This window comes from Desulfovibrio piger (genome assembly GCF_900116045.1).
GTDB classification, from domain to species: domain Bacteria; phylum Desulfobacterota; class Desulfovibrionia; order Desulfovibrionales; family Desulfovibrionaceae; genus Desulfovibrio; species Desulfovibrio piger_A.
The window spans coordinates 2133387-2151978 of record NZ_LT630450.1 but is presented as its reverse complement, the minus strand read 5'-3'; the positions used below and the strand labels follow the sequence as shown (position 1 = coordinate 2151978).

The 18592-nt window shown below is 66.1% G+C and carries 17 protein-coding genes; 14 read left to right on the top strand and 3 right to left on the bottom strand.

Features of this window, described 5'->3' with window-relative positions; all coding sequences use genetic code 11:
• Window positions 1–172 precede the first annotated feature (172 nt).
• From DESPIGER_RS09680 to DESPIGER_RS09670, 3 genes are all read right to left on the bottom strand, one after another.
• A complete protein-coding gene (locus tag DESPIGER_RS09680) occupies window positions 173–1081 on the bottom strand; it encodes an ATP-binding protein (RefSeq protein WP_072336121.1) in 909 nt (302 codons plus the stop codon).
• 512 nt (window positions 1082–1593) lie between these two features.
• Window positions 1594–2553, bottom strand: coding sequence for an aminotransferase class IV (locus DESPIGER_RS09675; RefSeq protein WP_072336118.1), 960 nt, complete (start codon window positions 2551–2553; stop codon window positions 1594–1596).
• Between the two features lie 254 nt (window positions 2554–2807).
• A complete protein-coding gene (locus tag DESPIGER_RS09670) occupies window positions 2808–3854 on the bottom strand; it encodes an aspartate-semialdehyde dehydrogenase (protein WP_072336115.1) in 1047 nt (348 codons plus the stop codon).
• Window positions 3855–4399: 545 nt separating this feature from the next.
• On the opposite strand from DESPIGER_RS09670, the gene DESPIGER_RS09665 reads away from it, so the two are divergent.
• From DESPIGER_RS09665 to DESPIGER_RS09600, 14 genes are all read left to right on the top strand, one after another.
• Window positions 4400–5209 (top strand): dihydroorotate dehydrogenase, encoded by an 810-nt coding sequence (locus tag DESPIGER_RS09665; protein WP_072336112.1) that lies wholly within the window; start codon window positions 4400–4402, stop codon window positions 5207–5209.
• 28 nt (window positions 5210–5237) lie between these two features.
• Window positions 5238–6164, top strand: coding sequence for a dihydroorotate dehydrogenase (locus DESPIGER_RS09660; protein WP_072336108.1), 927 nt, complete (start codon window positions 5238–5240; stop codon window positions 6162–6164).
• Window positions 6165–6329: 165 nt separating this feature from the next.
• A complete protein-coding gene (locus tag DESPIGER_RS09655) occupies window positions 6330–7463 on the top strand; it encodes a hypothetical protein (RefSeq protein WP_231927560.1) in 1134 nt (377 codons plus the stop codon).
• The gene (locus tag DESPIGER_RS09650) at window positions 7460–8512 is read left to right on the top strand and encodes an NAD-dependent epimerase/dehydratase family protein (RefSeq protein ID WP_072336105.1); all 1053 of its coding nucleotides are present in this window, start codon (window positions 7460–7462) and stop codon (window positions 8510–8512) included. Before DESPIGER_RS09655 ends, DESPIGER_RS09650 begins: the two co-directional genes overlap by 4 nt.
• Window positions 8509–10515, top strand: coding sequence for an ABC-F family ATP-binding cassette domain-containing protein (locus DESPIGER_RS09645; protein ID WP_072336102.1), 2007 nt, complete (start codon window positions 8509–8511; stop codon window positions 10513–10515). Before DESPIGER_RS09650 ends, DESPIGER_RS09645 begins: the two co-directional genes overlap by 4 nt.
• Entirely contained in the window at window positions 10512–10913 is a 402-nt protein-coding gene (locus DESPIGER_RS09640; protein WP_072336099.1) for a (deoxy)nucleoside triphosphate pyrophosphohydrolase, read from the top strand. The genes DESPIGER_RS09645 and DESPIGER_RS09640 overlap by 4 nt, the downstream gene beginning before the upstream one ends.
• Window positions 10914–11469: 556 nt before the next feature.
• Window positions 11470–12549, top strand: coding sequence for a M24 family metallopeptidase (locus DESPIGER_RS09635; RefSeq protein WP_072336096.1), 1080 nt, complete (start codon window positions 11470–11472; stop codon window positions 12547–12549).
• A gap of 9 nt (window positions 12550–12558) precedes the next feature.
• Window positions 12559–13077: a shikimate kinase AroL gene (gene aroL, locus DESPIGER_RS09630; protein WP_072336093.1), complete on the top strand. Its 519-nt coding sequence runs from the start codon at window positions 12559–12561 to the stop codon at window positions 13075–13077.
• A gap of 68 nt (window positions 13078–13145) precedes the next feature.
• Window positions 13146–14207: a glycosyltransferase gene (locus tag DESPIGER_RS09625; RefSeq protein WP_072336090.1), complete on the top strand. Its 1062-nt coding sequence runs from the start codon at window positions 13146–13148 to the stop codon at window positions 14205–14207.
• 303 nt (window positions 14208–14510) lie between these two features.
• Window positions 14511–14930: an ATP synthase F0 subunit B gene (locus tag DESPIGER_RS09620; RefSeq protein WP_072336087.1), complete on the top strand. Its 420-nt coding sequence runs from the start codon at window positions 14511–14513 to the stop codon at window positions 14928–14930.
• 148 nt (window positions 14931–15078) lie between these two features.
• Window positions 15079–15624, top strand: a complete 546-nt coding sequence (locus DESPIGER_RS09615; protein ID WP_072336084.1) for an ATP synthase F0 subunit B — start codon at window positions 15079–15081, stop codon at window positions 15622–15624.
• The gene (atpH, locus tag DESPIGER_RS09610) at window positions 15621–16172 is read left to right on the top strand and encodes an ATP synthase F1 subunit delta (RefSeq protein ID WP_072336081.1); all 552 of its coding nucleotides are present in this window, start codon (window positions 15621–15623) and stop codon (window positions 16170–16172) included. Before DESPIGER_RS09615 ends, atpH begins: the two co-directional genes overlap by 4 nt.
• A 3-nt stretch (window positions 16173–16175) precedes the next feature.
• Window positions 16176–17684 (top strand): F0F1 ATP synthase subunit alpha, encoded by a 1509-nt coding sequence (atpA, locus tag DESPIGER_RS09605; RefSeq protein ID WP_072336079.1) that lies wholly within the window; start codon window positions 16176–16178, stop codon window positions 17682–17684.
• A 17-nt stretch (window positions 17685–17701) separates the two neighbouring features.
• On the top strand, window positions 17702–18583 hold the full coding sequence (locus DESPIGER_RS09600) for a F0F1 ATP synthase subunit gamma (protein WP_072336076.1): 882 nt from the start codon (window positions 17702–17704) through the stop codon (window positions 18581–18583).
• The last annotated feature ends 9 nt before the right edge of the window (window positions 18584–18592 follow it).

Genomic DNA, 18592 nt, shown 5'->3' with positions numbered 1-18592 from the left:
ACCTCCTGTCCGCGCCCTGTTTGTGCGGCTCCGGGGCGGCAGGCATGGAGCCGCGCCTTCTGGGGCAGTCTTCCGGCCCAGCCCGGCCGCAGCGGCACCCGGCCGGGGAGAAAAGCGGGGACAGGGAGGGGCGCCGCCCCTCCCCGCCATGATCTGTCTTGGGCAACCAAGGCTACTTGCTGTCCTTGAGGGCTTCACGGATGCGGCACACGCCGCACATGTCGCCGGACGAGGTGGGATAGCCGCAGCTGGTGCAGGGCGCCAGTTCCACGCCCTCCTCGGCCTCGCGGCGGGCGAACACCGGCCGGGCGCGGGCCAGGAAGCCCTGGTAGAAGTCCAGCTTGCGGCCGGGCATGGCCGCTTCCAGACGCTGCAACAGGGCCTTGAGCGTGCTGAAGCTGGCGCCGGGGCTGTAGGGACAGGGGGCGTAGTGATGCTCGATGCCCATGAGGAAGGCATAGTTGGCGGTCTCGAACTCCGTCAGGCGCCACAGGGGCTTGACCTTGCGGGCAAAGCCGTCCTCGCCGTCCAGGCGCGGGCCCTGGTCCGAAAGATAGGCCGTGTCCCAGCGCAGGGTGTTGCTGAACAGGCGCGCCACCTCGTCGTCCAGGTTGTGGCCCGTGGCCAGGGCGTCGAAACCTTCGTCCAGGGCCACCTTGTTGAAGAAATGCCGCTTGATCTTGCCGCAGGCCGAGCAGACGGGACGGTTGAGGCGCTCCTTGACCAGCGGGATGGCCAGGCCCTCGGCGGCCAGTTCCCTGACCATGAGCTTCAGGCCGTGCCTGGCGCAGAAGCGCTCCACCACGCCGCGGGCCACGGGCGAGGATCCCGGGATGCCCAGGTCGATGTGCAGGCCGGTGACGTCATAGCCCTGCCGGGAAAGCTCCAGCATCAGGGCCAGCGAATCCTTGCCGCCCGACAGGGCCACCAGGATGCGTTCGTCACGGGTGAAGAGCTTCTGGCCTTCGATGCCCTTTTCCACCTGACGGGCAAAGAACTTGAGGTAACAGTCGGGGCAGAAGGCGGCGTTGTGGCTGCGCAGGGCCACCACGGCCGTCGCCTTGCAGATCTTGCATTTCAATGGCGTCTTCCTTGGAAAGAGTGGATGCCCCGGCGTGCTCCGGCGGCATGTCATGGCAAAAACAGGAAAAAAGCCCGCACGGGGCCTTTCCTGTATAAAAGACATCCCGCCCGCCGTCCAGACGACGGCGACGGAGCGGGTGGAGATGAGGGAACATCCGGGGGGAAGGCCCCTTTGCTCGCGCCCAAAGGGGGCCTTCCCCCCGGGCCCCCCATCCCCCAAACGCGCTTCAGCAGGAGACAGGAGCATGGTTCACGGACACGGCACAGGCATCAGGACATATGTCTGCGCGGGCCCGCTCCTGTCCCCGTACGGGCTGGGGAAAACTGAAAAGCCAATAGCGGAAGTTCTCCTGCCGTACTCCACCTGGCTGTCGCTGACCATGAGGGGACAGCCTCTCCCGGATAACATAGGCTGGGGAGAAGAATGGGAGTTGAGGGAAGGGCCCCTCGCGCACCAGCAGCGACCGGCGTCGAAGCAGCGCAAGGGGCCCCATTCCCTCCGCAGACGTCTTACGGGCGCTGGAACGGCGTGCCGGTGGCCAGCATGTGTTCCAGCAGGGCATCGCGCAGCCAGCGGGCCACGGGGCCGGGGCGGCCGGCGTCGGGTCCCTGGCCGATGGGGCGGCCCTCGAAGTGGCTGATGCCCACGCACAGGCTGGCGCTGGTGAAGAGCAGCATCTCGCGGGCGGTGAAGATCTCTTCGCGACGGATGGGACGTTCCACCACGGGCAGGCGCTGCGGCGCGATTTTGCGGGCGGCCAGCATGGAGGTGCCGGGCAGGATGCGGCGGCCCTCGGGACAGCACAGGCGGCCTTCGGCATCCACGATGCCCACATTGGCGATGGCGGCCTCGCCCAGATGGCCGTCCTCGTCAAAGGTCACGGCCACGTCCATGCCCCGCTGCCGGGCCTCGGCGGCCATGAAGACATTGGGCAGATAGTTGGTGCTCTTGATGCGGGCCAGATAGTCCTGCTTGGGCGGGATGGCGCTGGCAAAGGCCGTGAGGCCCTTTTCGTAAAAGGCTTCCGTGGGCAGTTCCTTGCGCAGGGCCACGATGTAGAGGCTGGACCGCGGGCATTCCTCGGGCGAGATGCCGAAACCGCCGGGCCCGCGGCCCACCAGCACGCGGATGTCGCCATGATCGCTGCCCGAGGCGCGGGCCACGTCCAGGATGCGGGCGCGCAGCCCGTCCCACGAACAGGGCGGCAGCAGGGAAAGGGCGCGGCTGCCGTCGCGCAGGCGGGCCAGGTGTTCCTCCAGGGCAAAGAGGCGTCCCTCGCGGTAGCACAGGCTCTCGAACAGGGCATCGCCCCGGTGGCACATGTGGTCGTCCAGGGGCAGGAGCAGACAGCGCGCGTCACGGCAGACGGCGTCCACACGCGCATCGTAAAAGGCCAGGATCTTATCGGCCCCGGGCCGGGGCGCGGCCATCAGGGCCGCCATCCAGGCATCGGCATCCAGAATCTTCATGGCATCCCCGCGAAAGGCCGTCCCGCGCGGGCGCGGCCTGTTGTGGTTGCTGATGGGGGCAGGGCCCCTGCCGGCGGCAGCCGCCGGTGAAACGTCCTTTTCTAGCACGAACGGCAGCGGCGGGGAATACCTTGCCCCGCTGCGGGAAAGCGCCCGTGCCCGCGCGACACGGCAAAAAACAGGGGGAAGGACCTGCCCCGCCACGGCGGGAACGGGCCCCTCCCCCTGCACTGTCCGTATCCCGTCGCGGCGGACTAGGACATGAAAACGTTCCTGTCGGGCACGCGCACCAGATCGCGCCTGAGCAGTTCCTCGGCGATCTGCACGGCATTGAGGGCCGCGCCCTTGCGCACGTTGTCGGCCACGATCCAGAGGTTCAGGCCGTTCTCGATGGTCTCGTCCTCGCGGATGCGGCCCACATAGGTCTCGTCGTCGCCCACGCAGTAGGCGGGCATGGGGTACATCTTCTCGCGGGGGTTGTCGAAGACGCGCACGCCGGGGGCCTGCGAGAGCAGGATGCGGCATTCCTTGGCGGTCATCTTCTTGTGCGTCTCGATGTTCACGGCTTCGGAATGGCAGTAGAACACGGGCACGCGCACGCAGGTGGCGGTCACCTTGACCGTGGGATCGTTGAAGATCTTCACGGTCTCGTTGACCATCTTCATCTCTTCCTTGGTGTAGTCGTTCTCCAGGAAGACGTCGATGTGCGGCAGCACGTTGAAGGCGATGCGGTACGGATAGACCTTGTTCTCGGGCTCGCGCATGTTGAACAGGTCGCGGGTCTGGCGTTCCAGTTCTTCCAGGCCCTTCTGGCCGGTACCGGACACGGCCTGATAGGTGGAGACCACGATGCGCTTGATGCCCACGGCGTCATGGATGGGCTTGAGGGCCACCAGCATCTGGATGGTGGAGCAGTTGGGGTTGGCGATGATGCCCTGATGGCCTTCCAGGTGTTCGGGGTTCACTTCGGGGACCACCAGGGGGCAGCGGTCGTCCATGCGCCACTGGGAGGAGTTGTCCACCACCACGCAGCCGGCATGGGCGGCATGGGGAGCGAATTTTTCGGAAGTGCTGCCGCCGGCGGAGAAGATGGCGATGTCGATACCTTCGAAGACATCTTCCTTCAGTTCCTGCACCACCAGCTCGTCATCGCCGAAAGGCACCTTGGTCCCGGCGGAACGGGCCGAGGCGAAGGCACGCACTTCCGTGGCCGGGAACTGGCGATCGTGCAGGGTTTTCAGCATTTCACGGCCCACGGCGCCCGTGGCGCCCACAACGGCAACAGTCAACTTCTTGCTCATGCTCTTTTCTCCATGCAGGGCAAATCAAAGGCTATACGGGGTCTGCAGCAGCATCATTCCGGCCCGGCCCCTAAAGGAACCTGACTATAGCGGGCATCATGGCAAAAGGGAAGATGTGACGGCATGTCCGTACTGACAATTTTCGTGTGAAAAATGACACAGTTATCCTGCAATGCTTTGGCCGTGCATCCCCCTGTCCGCCGCCCGTCGCGGCATGGGACGGCGCAACACGCTGAAATCGAAACGATTTTCCACATCGCTCCCGCACCGCCGGGACAGGCGCCGGGAGCCATCCCCCGGCCGGACGGCCGCGGGGCGCCGGCTGTCCGTCGCGGGCCAGACGGGACGGCTGTTGCCGGAGGGGGCCGGGACGTGCCGGCGCAACGGGACCATGCCGGTACCGGGGACGCCCGCCCGCAAGGGGACCGGTCCCTTCCTCCCCGGGTATTCCCCGGCCCGCGGCACGGGCAGAAAAAAACGCTCCCCGCCCCTTCCGGCAGGCCCGGAATGTTGACCGTTCAGGCACAAGCTCCTATACTTGCGCGATGACACAACCTAGCTCCTGCCTACTTACGGTGCTGGATCTGGTCCCCTTCGGCCAGACCGGCCAGGAAAGCCGCTTCTTCGCCCTGCGCCTCACCCGCCCCGACTGGCCGTCGTGGCGTCCCGGCCAGTTCGTCATGGTGCGGCCCACGTCGTTCGGTCTCGAGATGCCCTGGGCCCGGCCCTTCGGCATCTGCCACATGACCTCCCGCCACCTGATCTGCTTCTTCCAGGTCGTGGGGCGCGGCACCCGCCGCATGGCCGAACTCAAGGCCGGCGACACCGTGCGCGTCTGGGGGCCCCTGGGCAACGGCTTCGCCATGGAGCCCGACACCCCCACCCTGCTGCTGGCCGGCGGCATGGGCATCGTGCCCTTCGTGGGCTATGTGAGCGAACATCCCAAGCCGTGGAACGTGACCATGCTCTTTGGCCATCGCGAGCCGCTGAGCTGCTATCCCGTGGACAGCATCAACGAGCATGTGCCCCTGGACAGCCTGCGCGAGACCGTACCCGGCGACCTGGACAACTTCATCTTCACCATCCAGGAACGCATGCGCGAATACGCCGAGCAGAAGGGCCTGATCCTGGCCTGCGGTCCCCTGCCCTTCCTCAAGACCGTGCACGGCTTCGCCCGTGAGCTCAACGCCCGCGTGCAGCTTTCGCTGGAAAACCGCATGGCCTGCGGCGTGGGCGCCTGCCTGGGCTGCGTGACCCGCACCACCGGGGAATGGCCCGTGGCCGACAAGCGCCACGGCCTTGTCCAGACCTGCAACCACGGCCCCGTGTTCTGGGCCAACCAGATCGAGCTCTAGGCCGGGGGACAGCATGAACCAGCACTCTATGGACCTTTCCGTCACCCTCAAGGGGCCCACGCAGAGCCTGCACCTCAAAAACCCGGTGCTCACGGCTTCCGGCACCTTCGGCTACGGCATGGAATTCGCCCCCTACGGCGACCTGACCAGCCTGGGCGGCATCATCGTCAAGGGCCTTTCCCTGCTGCCCCGCGACGGCAACCCCTGCCCGCGCATCGTGGAGACCACGGCCGGCATGCTCAATGCCGTGGGCCTGCAGAACGACGGCGTGGAAGCCTTCTGCAAGGAAAAGCTCCCCCGCCTGCCCTGGCAGCATCTGCCCGTCATCGCCAACCTCTACGCCACCTCCCCCGCCGAATTCGGCGAGCTGGCCGCCCGCCTTGATGCGGAGGAAGGCGTGGCCGCGCTGGAAGTGAACGTCTCCTGCCCCAACGTCAAGAGCGGCGGCATCCTTTTCGGGCAGGACCCCGGGCTGGCCGCGGCCGTCACCCGCGCCGTCCGTGACGCGGCCCCCAACAAGCCGCTCATCATCAAGCTTTCGCCCAATGTCACGGACATCGCCCTCATGGCCCGCAGCGTGCAGGACGCCGGCGCGGACATGATCTCGTGCATCAACACCCTTTCGGGCATGGCCGTGGACGTGGCCCGGCGCGCGCCCCGGCTGGCCAATGTCATCGGCGGCCTGTCCGGCCCGGCCATCAAGCCCGTGGCCCTGCGCTGCGTGTGGCAGGTCTGCCAGGCCGTGGACATCCCCGTCATCGGCCTGGGCGGCATCTGCTCGGCCGAAGACGTGCTGGAATTCATCCTGGTGGGCGCCCACGCCGTCCAGATCGGCACGGCCAACTTCATCAGCCCCGACCGCGCCTTCGAGATCGTCAAGGAACTGCCCGCCGTCTGCCGCCAGCTGGGCGTGACCAGCCTGGACGAGCTGCGCGGCTCCCTGAAAACGGCCTAACGCACGTCCGCTCCTTTTCCCGTGCGGGAGGGTACCGTAAGGCGCTCTCCCGCGCGGTGTTTTTTGTCCGGGGCCCTGTGCCCCGCCCCTGCCGGGACGCCCGGCCCCACAGCCAACCGCAACAGGGAACGGCAGCCCCTGCAAGTCTGCTCCATGGAGGCCCGCGTGGCAGAACTGAGCATCATCCCCGTCAACACTGCGGAAGACCTGGACCGCTTCGTGGAACTGCCCTGGAGCATCTACACGCCGGATTCCCTCTGGGTGCCCAACCTGAAAAAGCAGGACCGCGAGCTGCTCTCGCCCGGCGAGCACCCCTTCTGGAAGACCGCCCGGCGCGAACTGTTCCTGGCCCTGCGCGACGGCCGTCCCGTGGGCCGCATCGCGGCCATCGTGGACGAGAAATACAACGATTATGCCGGCGAGCGCTGCGGGGCCTTCGGCTTTTTCGAATGCCGGGACGACCGCGAGGCCGCCCATGCCCTGCTGCAGGCCGCCCACGACTGGCTGCGCCGCCAGGGCATGGCCTTCATGCGCGGGCCCCTCAACCCTTCCACCAACTACACCTGCGCCATGCTGGTGGACGGCTTCGACGAGGCCCCGGCGCTCATGATGCCCTGGAACCCGCCCTACTACCCCGCCCTGCTGGAATCCTGGCACATGCGCAAGGAGCAGGACCTGTTCGCCTACCTCATCGAGCGCGACAAGCTGCATGTGGAGGACTGGCTCAGGGACGAGATCCGCCACCTCAAGGAACAAAAGCGCTTCACCTGCCGCGTCTCCTCCAAGGCCACCCTGGCCGAGGACATCCGCATCATGCTGGACCTCTACCGCATCTCGTGGGCCGGCAACTGGGGCTTCGCGCCCCTTTCCGACGGTGAGGCCGACGTGCTGGTGAAGGAGCTCAAGGGCCTGCTCAACCCCGATTTCTTCGTCCTCTTCTTCCACGACGGCGAGCCCGCCGCGGGCATGGTGGCCCTGCCGGACTTCAACCCCCTGCTCAAGCGCCTTGACGGCAAACTGGGCCTGAGCGCCCTGTGGCACTACTGGCAGGCGCGCGGCGAGATGCGCGGCAAATACCGCATGATGCTCTTCGGCATCCGCGAGGAGTTCCGCCTGCTGGGCCTGCCCCTGCTCCTGCTGGACTACATGCTGGAACAGGCCCGCCGCCATCCCGAGTTCTGTCAGGTGGAAGGCTCGTGGGTGCTGGAAGACAACATGGCCGTCAATGACCTCATCGAAGACTTTTCCGGGCGGATCACCAAACGTTACCGCCTGTACCGCAAGGAGATCGTGTCATGACCCCCAGCGCCCATACGCCCCCGGACGCGCCCGCGCCCTGGCTGGACGGCAAAAAGGTCGTCGTCACCGGCGGCACCGGCTTCGTGGGCCGTCACCTGCTGCCCCAGCTGCTGGCCGCCGGGGCCCGCGTCACCTGCATCACCCGCGCCACGTCCCGCCGCGACCATCTGCCCGCCGGGGTGGAGGTGGTCCGCGCCGACCTGCGCGGCGGCGCCGGACTGGAAGAGGCCCTGCGCGGCCAGGACATCTGCATCCACATGGCCGCCCTGCTCTTCGGCCTGGGCTGGCAGGACTATCTGCGCGCCAACAGCGAGGCCGCCCGCGCCCTGGCCACGGCCTGGCGGCGTCTCGACGCACAGGGCCAGGCCCCGCAGCGTCTGGTGCTGGTCTCCAGCCTGGCCGCCAGCGGCCCCTGCGACACTCCCGCCGGCAGGGGCGACGACGCGCCCGGCGCGCCCGTGTCCGCCTACGGCTGGTCCAAGCTCATGGTGGAACAGATCCTGGGCCGTGCCCTGGGCGACCGCATGGTCACCCTGCGGCCGCCCATCATCTACGGCTCCGGCGACCGCGGCCTGCTGCCCGTGTTCCAGGGCCTGCGCTACGGCGTGGCCGTCACGCCGGGCATGTTCCGCCGCTTCCCGGTCTCGGCCGTGCACGGCCGCGACGTGGGCCGCGCCATCGTCTGCTGCTGCCGTCCCGAAGCGCACGGCGTCTATCACGTCAATGACGGCGGCTGCTACGCCATGGCCGACTTTTACCGCGCCATGGCCCGGGCCATGGGCAAGAAGGCCTGCATCCTGCGCCTGCCCCTCTGCTTCCTGGGCCTGACCGCGCTGCTGTCCACCCTGGGCGGCAGTCTGCTGGCCGCGCTGGGACGCAAGGGCCGCGCCCCCAACTGGAATCTGGACAAATACCGCGAAGCCCGCCAGTCCGGCTGGACCTGCGACGCGTCGCGCCTGCGCGAGGAACTCGGCTATGCCCCCGCCCTCACGCTCGACCAGGGCATGCAAGAAGCCGTGGAAGGCTACAGGCGCGAGGGCCTGCTGTGAAAATAACCATCCAGGAACTGTCCAAGTCCTTCGGCGGACGGGACATCTTCAACAATTTCTCGCTGGAAGTGGATTCCGGCGTGCGGCTGTGCGTCTGCGGCCCCAACGGGACCGGCAAATCCACCCTCCTCCGCCTGCTGGCCGGCGTGGAGCCCGCCGACGGCGGCCGTGTCATCCTGCCCAAAGGCTGCCGCCTGGGCTTCGTGGAACAGGAACTTTCCGAAGAGGCCCTGGACACGCCCCTGCTGACCTATGTGCTGGACGTGCTCCACGACTGGAACGAATTCTGGGCCGAGTGGGAAGACGCCGCCCGGCAGAAGGACGAGGCGCGCCTGACCCAGCTCATGCACCGCCAGGCAGAGCTGGAAGCCACCCACGGCTACAATCCCGAACACCGCGCCAAGGCCGTGCTCTCCGGTCTGGGCTTTGCCGAAAGCAAGTGGCTGCGCACCCTGCGCGAGCTCTCCGGCGGCTGGCGCGAACGCGCCAAGCTGGCCCGCGTGCTCACCGCCGGGGCCGACGTGCTGCTGCTGGACGAACCCACCAACCATCTGGACATGGAAGCCGTGGAATGGCTGGAGTCCTTCCTCATGGACTTCAAGGGCGCCCTGGTCTTCGTGGCCCACGACCGCGTGTTCATGGACCGCGTGGGCACGCACGTGCTCTATCTGGGCCTGTCCCGCCCGGTCTTCCGCAAGGCCACCTACACCCAGTTCCTCTCCCTCCAGGAGGAATACAACGCCCAGCGCGAGCGCGAGGCCAAGGCCCTGCAGGACGAACTGGCCCGCAAGATGGCCTTCGTGGAACGCTTCCGCGCCAAGGCCACCAAGGCCCGCCAGGCCGGTTCGCGCCAGAAGATGGCCAAAAAGCTGGAGAAGGAGCTGGAGGATTACCGGCCCGAGCCCAAGCGCAAGGAACTGAACTTCACCTGGCCCGAGGCCCCGCACATGGAAAAGGTGGCCCTGGCCGCCGCCGATCTGGCCTTCCACTTCCCGGACGGCAAGCAGATGTGGCCGCCGCTGACCTTCACCCTCTACAACGGCCAGCGCGTGGCCCTGGTGGGCCACAACGGCTGCGGCAAGTCCACCCTGCTCAAGCTGCTGGCCGGGACCCTGGAACGCTGCGGCGGCAACGTGGTCACCGCGCCCCAGATGCGCCTGGGCTACTACACCCAGCACCAGATGGACACCCTGCGCCCGGACACCACCGTGCTGGGCGAGATCCGGCGCCTGTCCGATCCCCGCACCACCGAAGAGGAACTCATGAGCGTGCTGGGCCTCTTCCTGCTGGGGCAGGAATACTTCGACCGGCAGGTGAGCAAGCTCTCCGGCGGCGAAAAGAGCCGCCTGGTGCTGGCCAGCCTGTTCCTCAAACGCTGCAACTTCCTGCTGCTGGACGAACCTACCAACCATCTGGACCTCGAAAGCCGCGAGGCCCTGGGCACGGCCCTGCAAAAGTTCGACGGCACCCTGCTCATGGTGGCCCACGACCGCTGGCTGCTCTCGCAGGTGGGCGCCGAGGCCTGGGCCCTGGACGAGAAGGGCATCACCGTCTACCCCGACTTCGCCAGCTACGACACGGCCCGCCGTGCCGCTCTGGAAAACGGCAGCGCCAGCCCCGGGCTCAACGCCTCCGGCAAGGTCGGGAAGCCCGACAACGCGCCCCGCGCCAACCTCTCCCGCGAGGAGCAGAAGCGCCTCAAGCGCGAGCAGGCCGAACGCCGCAACGCCCTGCACAAGGAGCTCAAGCCCCTGCAGCAGAAATACGCCGCGCTGGAAGACGAGCTGGAAAAGGCCATGAACGAACAGTCCGACGTGGAGGCCCAGCTGGCCGACCCGGCCGTCTACGCCGACGGCGCCCGCTCCACCGGGCTGCTCAAGCGCTTCAACGAGCTGCGCGACCTGACCGAGCGCCTCATGGAAGACATGGCCGCCCTGGAAGAACAGATCGCCGCCATCGAAGCCAGGCGCGCCGCTATCGACAGCATGGGGGATCCGGCATGACCTCCATCGTCGTGGCCGGCGGCATCATCTGGCAGGACGACCACCTGCTGGCCGCCCTGCGCCCGCACGGCAAGCCCCTGGCCGGTTACTGGGAGTTCCCCGGCGGCAAGCTCGAACCCGGCGAGACCGCCGAGCAGGCCCTTTGCCGCGAGCTGCGCGAGGAGCTGGGCATCAGCGTGCGCGCCTGCCGGCTCTGGCAGATCGTGGAGCACGACTACGCCGAGCGCGACCTGCACGTGCAGCTGCACTTCTTCCACGTCACCGCCTTCGACGGCACGCCCTGCGCCCGGGAACGCCAGGAACTGCGCTGGGTCACGCCCGCCCAGGCCCGTGACCTGCCCTTCCTGCCCGCCGACGCCGACCTGGTGGCCGGCCTGCCCGCCCGCGCGCCGCGTTAGGCAGGATGATCGCGCAGGGATGTTTTTTGTCGAGGGGGGAAGGGAACCCCTTTGGCTAGCGCGCAAAGGCGGTTCCCTTCCCCCCTCGAGCTCCCCCCTTTCTTCCCCAAACGCGCTTTGGCGGCCTGTGTCCCTGCGGGGACACAGGCTTTTTTGTTTTTTGAGGGGCCGTTTTCCCCGATGCTCTGAAAAACATATGAGTTACCATAGTCGGGAAAGCTCATGGCGCGCGAACAAAAGGACATCCGCCTCCATCGGGCAGCCTTGGAGAACTCCCGCCGCCGCGCACGCCAGCCTGCCCCGCGAGTGCCCGTCTTCTTCCGGGCCATTGCGTCCGGGCCGGACGGCGGCTAAGATGCCACCCTGTCCCCAAGAGCCCCGCCCGGCGGCAGCGCACGATGCCGTGCCCTGTGTCCGCCAGACGGGGACCTGCCATACCGGCCTGAATAAAAAGTTTTTGGAAGGGTTGGGGGGTCCGGGGGGAAGGGGGACCTTTTTCCAAAAAGGTCCCCCTTCCCCCCGGTCATGCCCCGCCTTCCCTGCAAAGGAACCCCGCATGAACACGCCCTATGCTGCCCGACGCGACCGCCTGCGCCAACTGATGCGCGCCCGTGGTCTGGATGCCCTGCTGGTGAGCCACGCTGCCAACCGTTTTTACCTTTCCGGCTTCGAGCTGCATGACGTGCAACTCAACGAGAGCGCGGGACGCCTGGTCATCTGCGCGGACGGGGGGGACTGGCTCTGCACGGACGCCCGCTACAAGGATGCGGCGGCCCGGCTCTGGGACCAGGACCACATCCTCATCTACGGCCCGGACGCGGCCACGGAGATCGGCCGGCTCATGCGGCGTTGCGGCAGCCGCCTGGGCCTGGAGGCGGAGATCGTGAGCCTCAATTTCGCCCGCTCGCTGGGCCGTGCCGTGGGACGCGGCGCGCATCTGCAGGCGGCCGACGGCCTGGTGGAAGAGCTGCGCGTCATCAAGGACGCGGACGAGATCAAAGCCCTGGAGCGTTCCTTCGCCCTCAACCACGCCATGCTGCGCTGGCTGGAGGAAAGCCAGCTGCAACCGGGCCGCAGCGAAGCCGGGCTGGCCTGGGCCATCGAGAGATATTTCCGCGACAACGGCGCCTCGGAACTGGCCTTCCCGTCCATCGTGGCCGTGGACCAGAACGCGGCCCTGCCCCACGCCATCCCCGGCGAGAAGAAACTGCCGGACAACGGCCTGGTGCTGGTGGACGTGGGCTGCCGCGTGGACCATTACTGCTCCGACCAGACGCGCACCTTCTGGGTGGGCGACGCGCCGCACAAGGAGTTCCGCGAGACCATGAAGCTGGTGCGCGACGCCCAGCAGGCCGCCCTGGACAAGATGCGCCCGGGCCTGCCCCTGCACGAGGCCTACGCGCTGGCGCGGGGCGTGTTCGAAAAGGCGGGCGTGGAAGCCTGGTTCACCCACGGCCTGGGCCACGGCGTGGGACTGGAGACGCACGAGGCCCCCAGCCTGGGCCGTCGCGGCGACAAGGTCCTGCGGGAAGGCATGGTGGTCACGGTGGAGCCCGGCCTCTACTACCCGCAATGGGGCGGCATCCGCTGGGAATACACGGTGCTCATCACGGCCGACGGCAACCGCATCCTGTAGGGAGGCCCCATGTCCCTGATCTATCTTGTGGGCCCGCGGGCCTGCGGCAAGACCACGCTGGGCAAGGCCCTGTCCGAAGTGCTGGACGTGCCCTACTGCGATACGGACCACCATCTCTGCCAGCGTCTGGGCATGGACGTGGCCACCATGGTGGAGCGCTGGGGCTGGGAGGGCTTCCGCAGCCGCGAGAGCGAATCCCTGCGCCTGGCCAGCGAGGAGCTGGCGGGCCGCGGCGTGGTGGCCACCGGCGGCGGCATGGTGCTGGCCGAGGCCAACCGGCGCTACATGCGCGAGCATGGCCGGGTCTTCTTTTTGTCCGCCCCGGCGGAGGTGCTGGCCGCCCGCCTGCGGCGCAACCCGCTGGAGGCCCAGCGCCCCAGCCTCACCGGCAAGAGCCTGGACGCCGAGGTGCGCGAGGTGCTGGAAGCCCGCCTGCCCCTGTACCGGGACGCCGCCCATCACGAACTGGACGCCCGCCGGAGCATCACGGAACTGTGCCTGGCGGTGCGGACCCTGCTGCGTCAGTAAACATCACGGGGAACGCGTCATGCCCGCAGCGGCCTGATGCGCTCCCCGTGCGTTCTTCTGGAGGAGACATGCCCGCCTGCCCGCTGGTGACCGTCCTGCTGCCGGTCTGGAACGGCGCTTCCCTGCCCCTGCCGGCCGGGGGGGAAGAGCCCCTGCGCGTGGCCATCCGTTCCCTGGCCCGGCAGGAGCCCGCGCCGGATGCCCCTGTGCCGTCCTTTGAAGTGCTGGCCGTCGATGACGGCTCCACGGACGGCACGGCGGCCCTGCTGGATGTCCTGGCGGCGGAACATCCCTGCCTGCGCGTCCTGCACCGGCCCCACGAGGGCCTGCCCGGCGCGCTCAATGCCGGTCTTGCGGCCGCCCGGGGCGCGCTCGTCGCCCGCATGGACGCCGACGATGTCTGCCATCCGCAACGTCTGGCCCTGCAGGCCGCCTGGATGGCGGCGCATCCCGGAACGGGCCTGCTGGCCACACGGGTACATTTTGGCGGCGACCGGGAGACGGCGCGCGGCTTTGCCCATTTCGTGGACTGGCAGAACGGCCTGCTGGACCATGAGGCCATCAGCCGCAACCGTTTCCGCGATACGCCCGTCAGTCATCCCTCGGTCATGTTCCGGCGCGAGCTGCCCCGGCTGCACGGCGGCTATGCCGACGGCTTTTTCGCCGAGGACTGGGAACTGTGGCTGCGCTGGCTGCACGCCGGTGTGCGCATGGCCAAGCTGCCGCAGGAACTGCTGGTCTGGAACGATCCGCCGCGCCGGGCCACCCGCAGCGACAGCCGCTATTGCGAGGCCGCCAACAACCGGCTGCGCGCCCTCTGGCTGGCCCGCTGGCTGGAGCGCCACAACCCCTGGCATCCGCGGGTCTATCTGCTGGGCGCGGGCAGGGTGGCACGCCGCCGTCTGGCACCCCTGTGGGAAAAAGGCGTGCAGGTGGCCGCCTTCGTGGACATCGATCCCAAAAAGATCGGGCAGCGGGTGCGCGGCGTGCCGGTCATCGGCCGGGACGGCCTGCCCGGGCCGGGCCGCTGTTTCCTGCTCAACGCCCTCACCGCCCACGGCGCCGACGAGGATGCCGCCCGCTGGCTGGCCGCCGCCGGGTACGGCCCGGAGCAGTGGCTGCTGGTCTGAGACATCCCGGCAGCGCTCCCGGGCGTGCGCCCCTGTCCAAAAATTGACGGCTCCAGCCCCGTCCTGCCCGGCCCCGTCCTGAAGTCCGCGCATTTTCCTCCAGGGGCCGGGTATTTTTATTTTTTACATAACTATTTTAAATAATTAAATTTTTATAAAAATATATAAAAAATATCATAAAATTGTTTGTGCAGATGCGAAGACTTTGCGAATTTTGTCACCAATACCCTTTGACATAACCCCTTGTTGAGGGTATTTTATAAAAGCTTTGAACATCACACCGTCCAGAGGGAGGATACGGTAATGTTGGACCTTAATATCACCTTGGTTTTCCAGTTGGTGAACTTCTTCATTGCACTGTACGTGCTGAACCTCCTTCTGATTCGCCCCATCCGCGAAATCATCCGCAAGCGCAAAGCCGTCATGGACGACATGTCCGGTGAATCCGAATCCTACGAATACCAGGCCGAACAGCGCCTTTCCGACTATGACAGCCAGCTGACCCGCGCCCGCCAGGATGCGGGCCAGAACCGCGAAAAGGCCCGCGAAGCCGGCGCCGCCGAACAGGCCAGCCTGGTGGCTGAAGCCCAGAAGCGCGCCCAGGAGATCATTGCCGAGACCCGTCGCAACCTGCAGGCCGAAGCCGACGCTTCCCTGAAGGAACTGCGCGGTCAGGTCGCCACGCTCTCCGGCCAGCTGGCCGAGCGCGTGCTGCGTGGCTAGTACGCCGTTTCTGCCACTGTGCCACGCGCGAGCTCGGTGGTTTTTCGGGCGGTCTTCGGACCGCGAGGGTAAAGAATCAAGAGAAACCCAATCAAGGGGGTGGGCTTTGAGCAAATGGAAACACGCTGGGCTGGGCTTGACGCGAGTTATGGTGCCTGTCCTTGCGCTTACGCTGCTTTTCGCCGTGGGGGCGCAGGCCTCTGAAGGGCATGACGCGCCGCGCTGGGGCGACTTTGGCTGGCGTGTGCTCAACTTCATCATCTTCGCCGGCATCCTGTGGTACTTCGTGGGCGGTCTGGCCCGCAAGTTCTTCTCCGGCCGCCGCGCCCGCATCAGCCAGGAGCTCCAGGATCTGGAAACCCGCCGCGCCGATGCCCAGAAGCGCCTGGATGAAGTGGAAAAGCGCATCAGCAACCTTGAGTCCGAACGCAAGGCCATCCTCGACGAGAGCCTTACCCAGGCCGAAAGCGTGAAGCAGGCCATCGTCGAAGAAGCCAAGCGCCAGGCCGAACAGATTGTGCAACAGGCTCGCCGCACTGCCGAGAACGAAGGCCGTACCATGCTGGCCGAAGTGCGCGCCGCCATTGCCGATGAGATTGTGGACGCAGCGGAAAAGGTCCTGGCTGAAAAGCTGACCCCCGCCGAGCATGAAAAGCTCATTACCAACTCCCTCAACAAGGTGGTGCTCCATTGACGGACGCGATAGTTGCTCGCAGATATGCCGGCGCCATATTTGCGCTGGGCAAAGAACAAGGGGATGAGGCCCTCTCGCGTTACGGGAGCGACCTCGCCGCGCTGGGAGACATGCTTGCCGTCTCGCCGAAGCTGGACGCCGCGCTGAGAAGCCCGGTCATCAGCATCGATGAAAAAAAGGCTGTGATGGGCAAGCTGCTCAAGAAAATCAAGGCGGACAAAACCGTCAGCAACTTCTGCCTGCTGCTGGCCGACAAGGAACGTCTGGCTTATCTCGGCGAGATTGTCGACTGGTACGGCAAGTTGCTTGACGACGCCAAAGGAATTATCCGTGGTACGCTCACTACCGCCGTGGAGCTTACGGATAACAAGCGGGCCGAACTCAAGGCCGAGCTTGAAAAGAAGGCGGGGGCAAGCATCGAGCTTGCCTTTGATGTGGATGCTTCCATCCTTGGGGGCGTGGTGCTCAAGGTTGGTGATCGAGTGCTGGACGCAAGTCTGCGCGCGCAGTTGGCGATCCTTCGGGAGACATTCAAGAGGGGTGAATAGCACATGCAGATCAAAGCTGAAGAGATAAGCAAGATCATTGAAGATCAAATCAAAAACTACGAGCAGCGCGTAGAAATGAGCGAAACCGGCACCGTGTTGTATGTCGGTGACGGTATCGCCCGCGTCTACGGGGTTCAGAATGCCATGGCCATGGAACTGCTGGAATTCCCCGGCGGCGTCATGGGCATGGTGCTCAACCTCGAAGAAGACAACGTGGGTGTCGCGCTGCTCGGCTCCGATGTGGGCATCAAGGAGGGCGATCCTGTCAAGCGTACCGGCAAGATCTTCTCCGTGCCCGTGGGCGACAAGGTTATGGGCCGCGTGCTCAACCCCCTTGGCCAGCCCATCGACGGCCTCGGCCCGGTCGAAGCCGAAGAAGTCCGCCCGGTGGAAATCAAGGCCCCCGGCATCATCGCGCGCAAGAGCGTGCATGAGCCCATGCCCACGGGTCTGAAGGCCATCGACGCCATGACTCCTATCGGCCGCGGCCAGCGTGAACTGATCATCGGCGACCGTCAGACCGGCAAGACCGCCGTCTGCATCGACGCCATCCTGGCCCAGAAAGAAACCGACATCCACTGCTTCTATGTGGCCATCGGCCAGAAGAAAGCGTCTGTCGCCCTGGTGGCCGACACCCTGCGCAAGCACGGTGCCATGGAATACACCACCATCATCTCGGCCACCGCTTCCGACCCGGCTCCCTTGCAGTACATCGCGGCCTACACCGGTTGCACCATGGCCGAGTACTACCGCGACAACGGCAAGCACGCCCTGATCATCTACGATGACCTCTCCAAACAGGCTGTGGGTTATCGCCAGATGTCCCTGCTGCTCCGTCGTCCTCCCGGACGTGAAGCTTTCCCCGGCGACGTGTTCTACCTGCACTCCCGCCTGCTGGAACGCGCTGCCAAGGTGAGCGACAAGCTCGGTGCCGGTTCCCTGACCGCCCTGCCCATCATCGAAACGCAGGCCGGCGACGTGTCCGCCTACATCCCGACCAACGTGATCTCCATCACCGACGGTCAGGTGTACCTGGAACCCAACCTGTTCAACGCCGGTGTGCGTCCGGCCATCAACGTGGGCCTGTCCGTGTCCCGCGTGGGTGGCGCCGCCCAGATCAAGGCCATGAAACAGGTCGCCGGTACCATGCGTCTGGACCTGGCCCAGTACCGCGAACTGGCCGCTTTCGCCCAGTTCGGTTCCGACCTGGACAAGGCCACCAAGGCCAAACTGGAACGCGGCGCCCGTCTGGTGGAACTGCTGAAGCAGCCCCAGTACCAGCCCATGCCCGCCCAGGAACAGGTGGCTTCCATCTACGCCGCCACCCGCGGCTTCATGGACGATGTGCCGGTGGATCAGATCCGTCGCTTTGAAAGTGAAATGCTGGCCTTCATGCGCGATACCCGCAAGGACGTGCTGGACGCCATCAAGGATAAGAAAGTCATTGATGAAGCTGTGGAAAAGGCGCTGAACGAGGCGATTGACGCCTTCAAGCAGGGCTACCAGGCTTAACGCCGGGGGATACCCATATGCCTTCACTCAAAGACGTAAAAATGAAAATCGTGGGGGTCGGCAAGACCAAGCAGATCACCAAGGCCATGAACATGGTGGCCTCGGCGAAACTGCGCGGCGCGCAGGCCCGCATCGAACGCTTCCGGCCGTATGCCGGCAAGTACCGCCAGGTCCTGGCCGAGCTTGCCCGCAAGGTGGAGGGCACTGCCCATCCGCTGCTGGCCGAGCATGAGGAAAAGAAAAACTGCGCCATCGTGCTGGTCACGTCCGACCGCGGCCTGTGCGGCAGCTTCAACGGCAACATCATCACCACGGCCCTGAAGCTCGCTGCTGAAAAAACCACTGCCGGCATGAAGGTCTCCTTCGCCTGCATGGGCCGCAAGGGACGCGACGCTGTGCGCAAGGCCGGCTACGACATCATGGTCGCCTATGGCGACCGTATGGGCAGCCTGGACTTTTCGCTGGCCAGCTCCATCGCGCAGGAAGTCATTCACGGCTACGAAACCTTTGCTTTTGATGAAGTCTGGATGGTGTACGGCGAGTTTGTGTCCATGGGGCATCAGCCCCCGCGCACACTGAGCCTGCTGCCCCTGGCTGCCCCTGAGGCGGAGGCGGAAGAGGGCCAGGAAGAAGCCCACTGCGAGTACGTTTACGAACCGCAGGAAGAAGCCCTTCTGGCCGAGCTGCTCCCCCGCTACGTCAAGGTTCAGGTCTACCGGGGAATGCTGGATACGTCTGCCAGTGAACACGCTGCGCGTATGGCCGCCATGGACAACGCGACGCGTAACTGTAACGAGATGATCAATACGTTGACCCTGCTCTACAACAAGACGCGGCAGGCTTCCATCACCAGCGAACTCATCGACATCGTCGGCGGCGCAGAAGCGCTGAACGGGTAACAGGAGCCA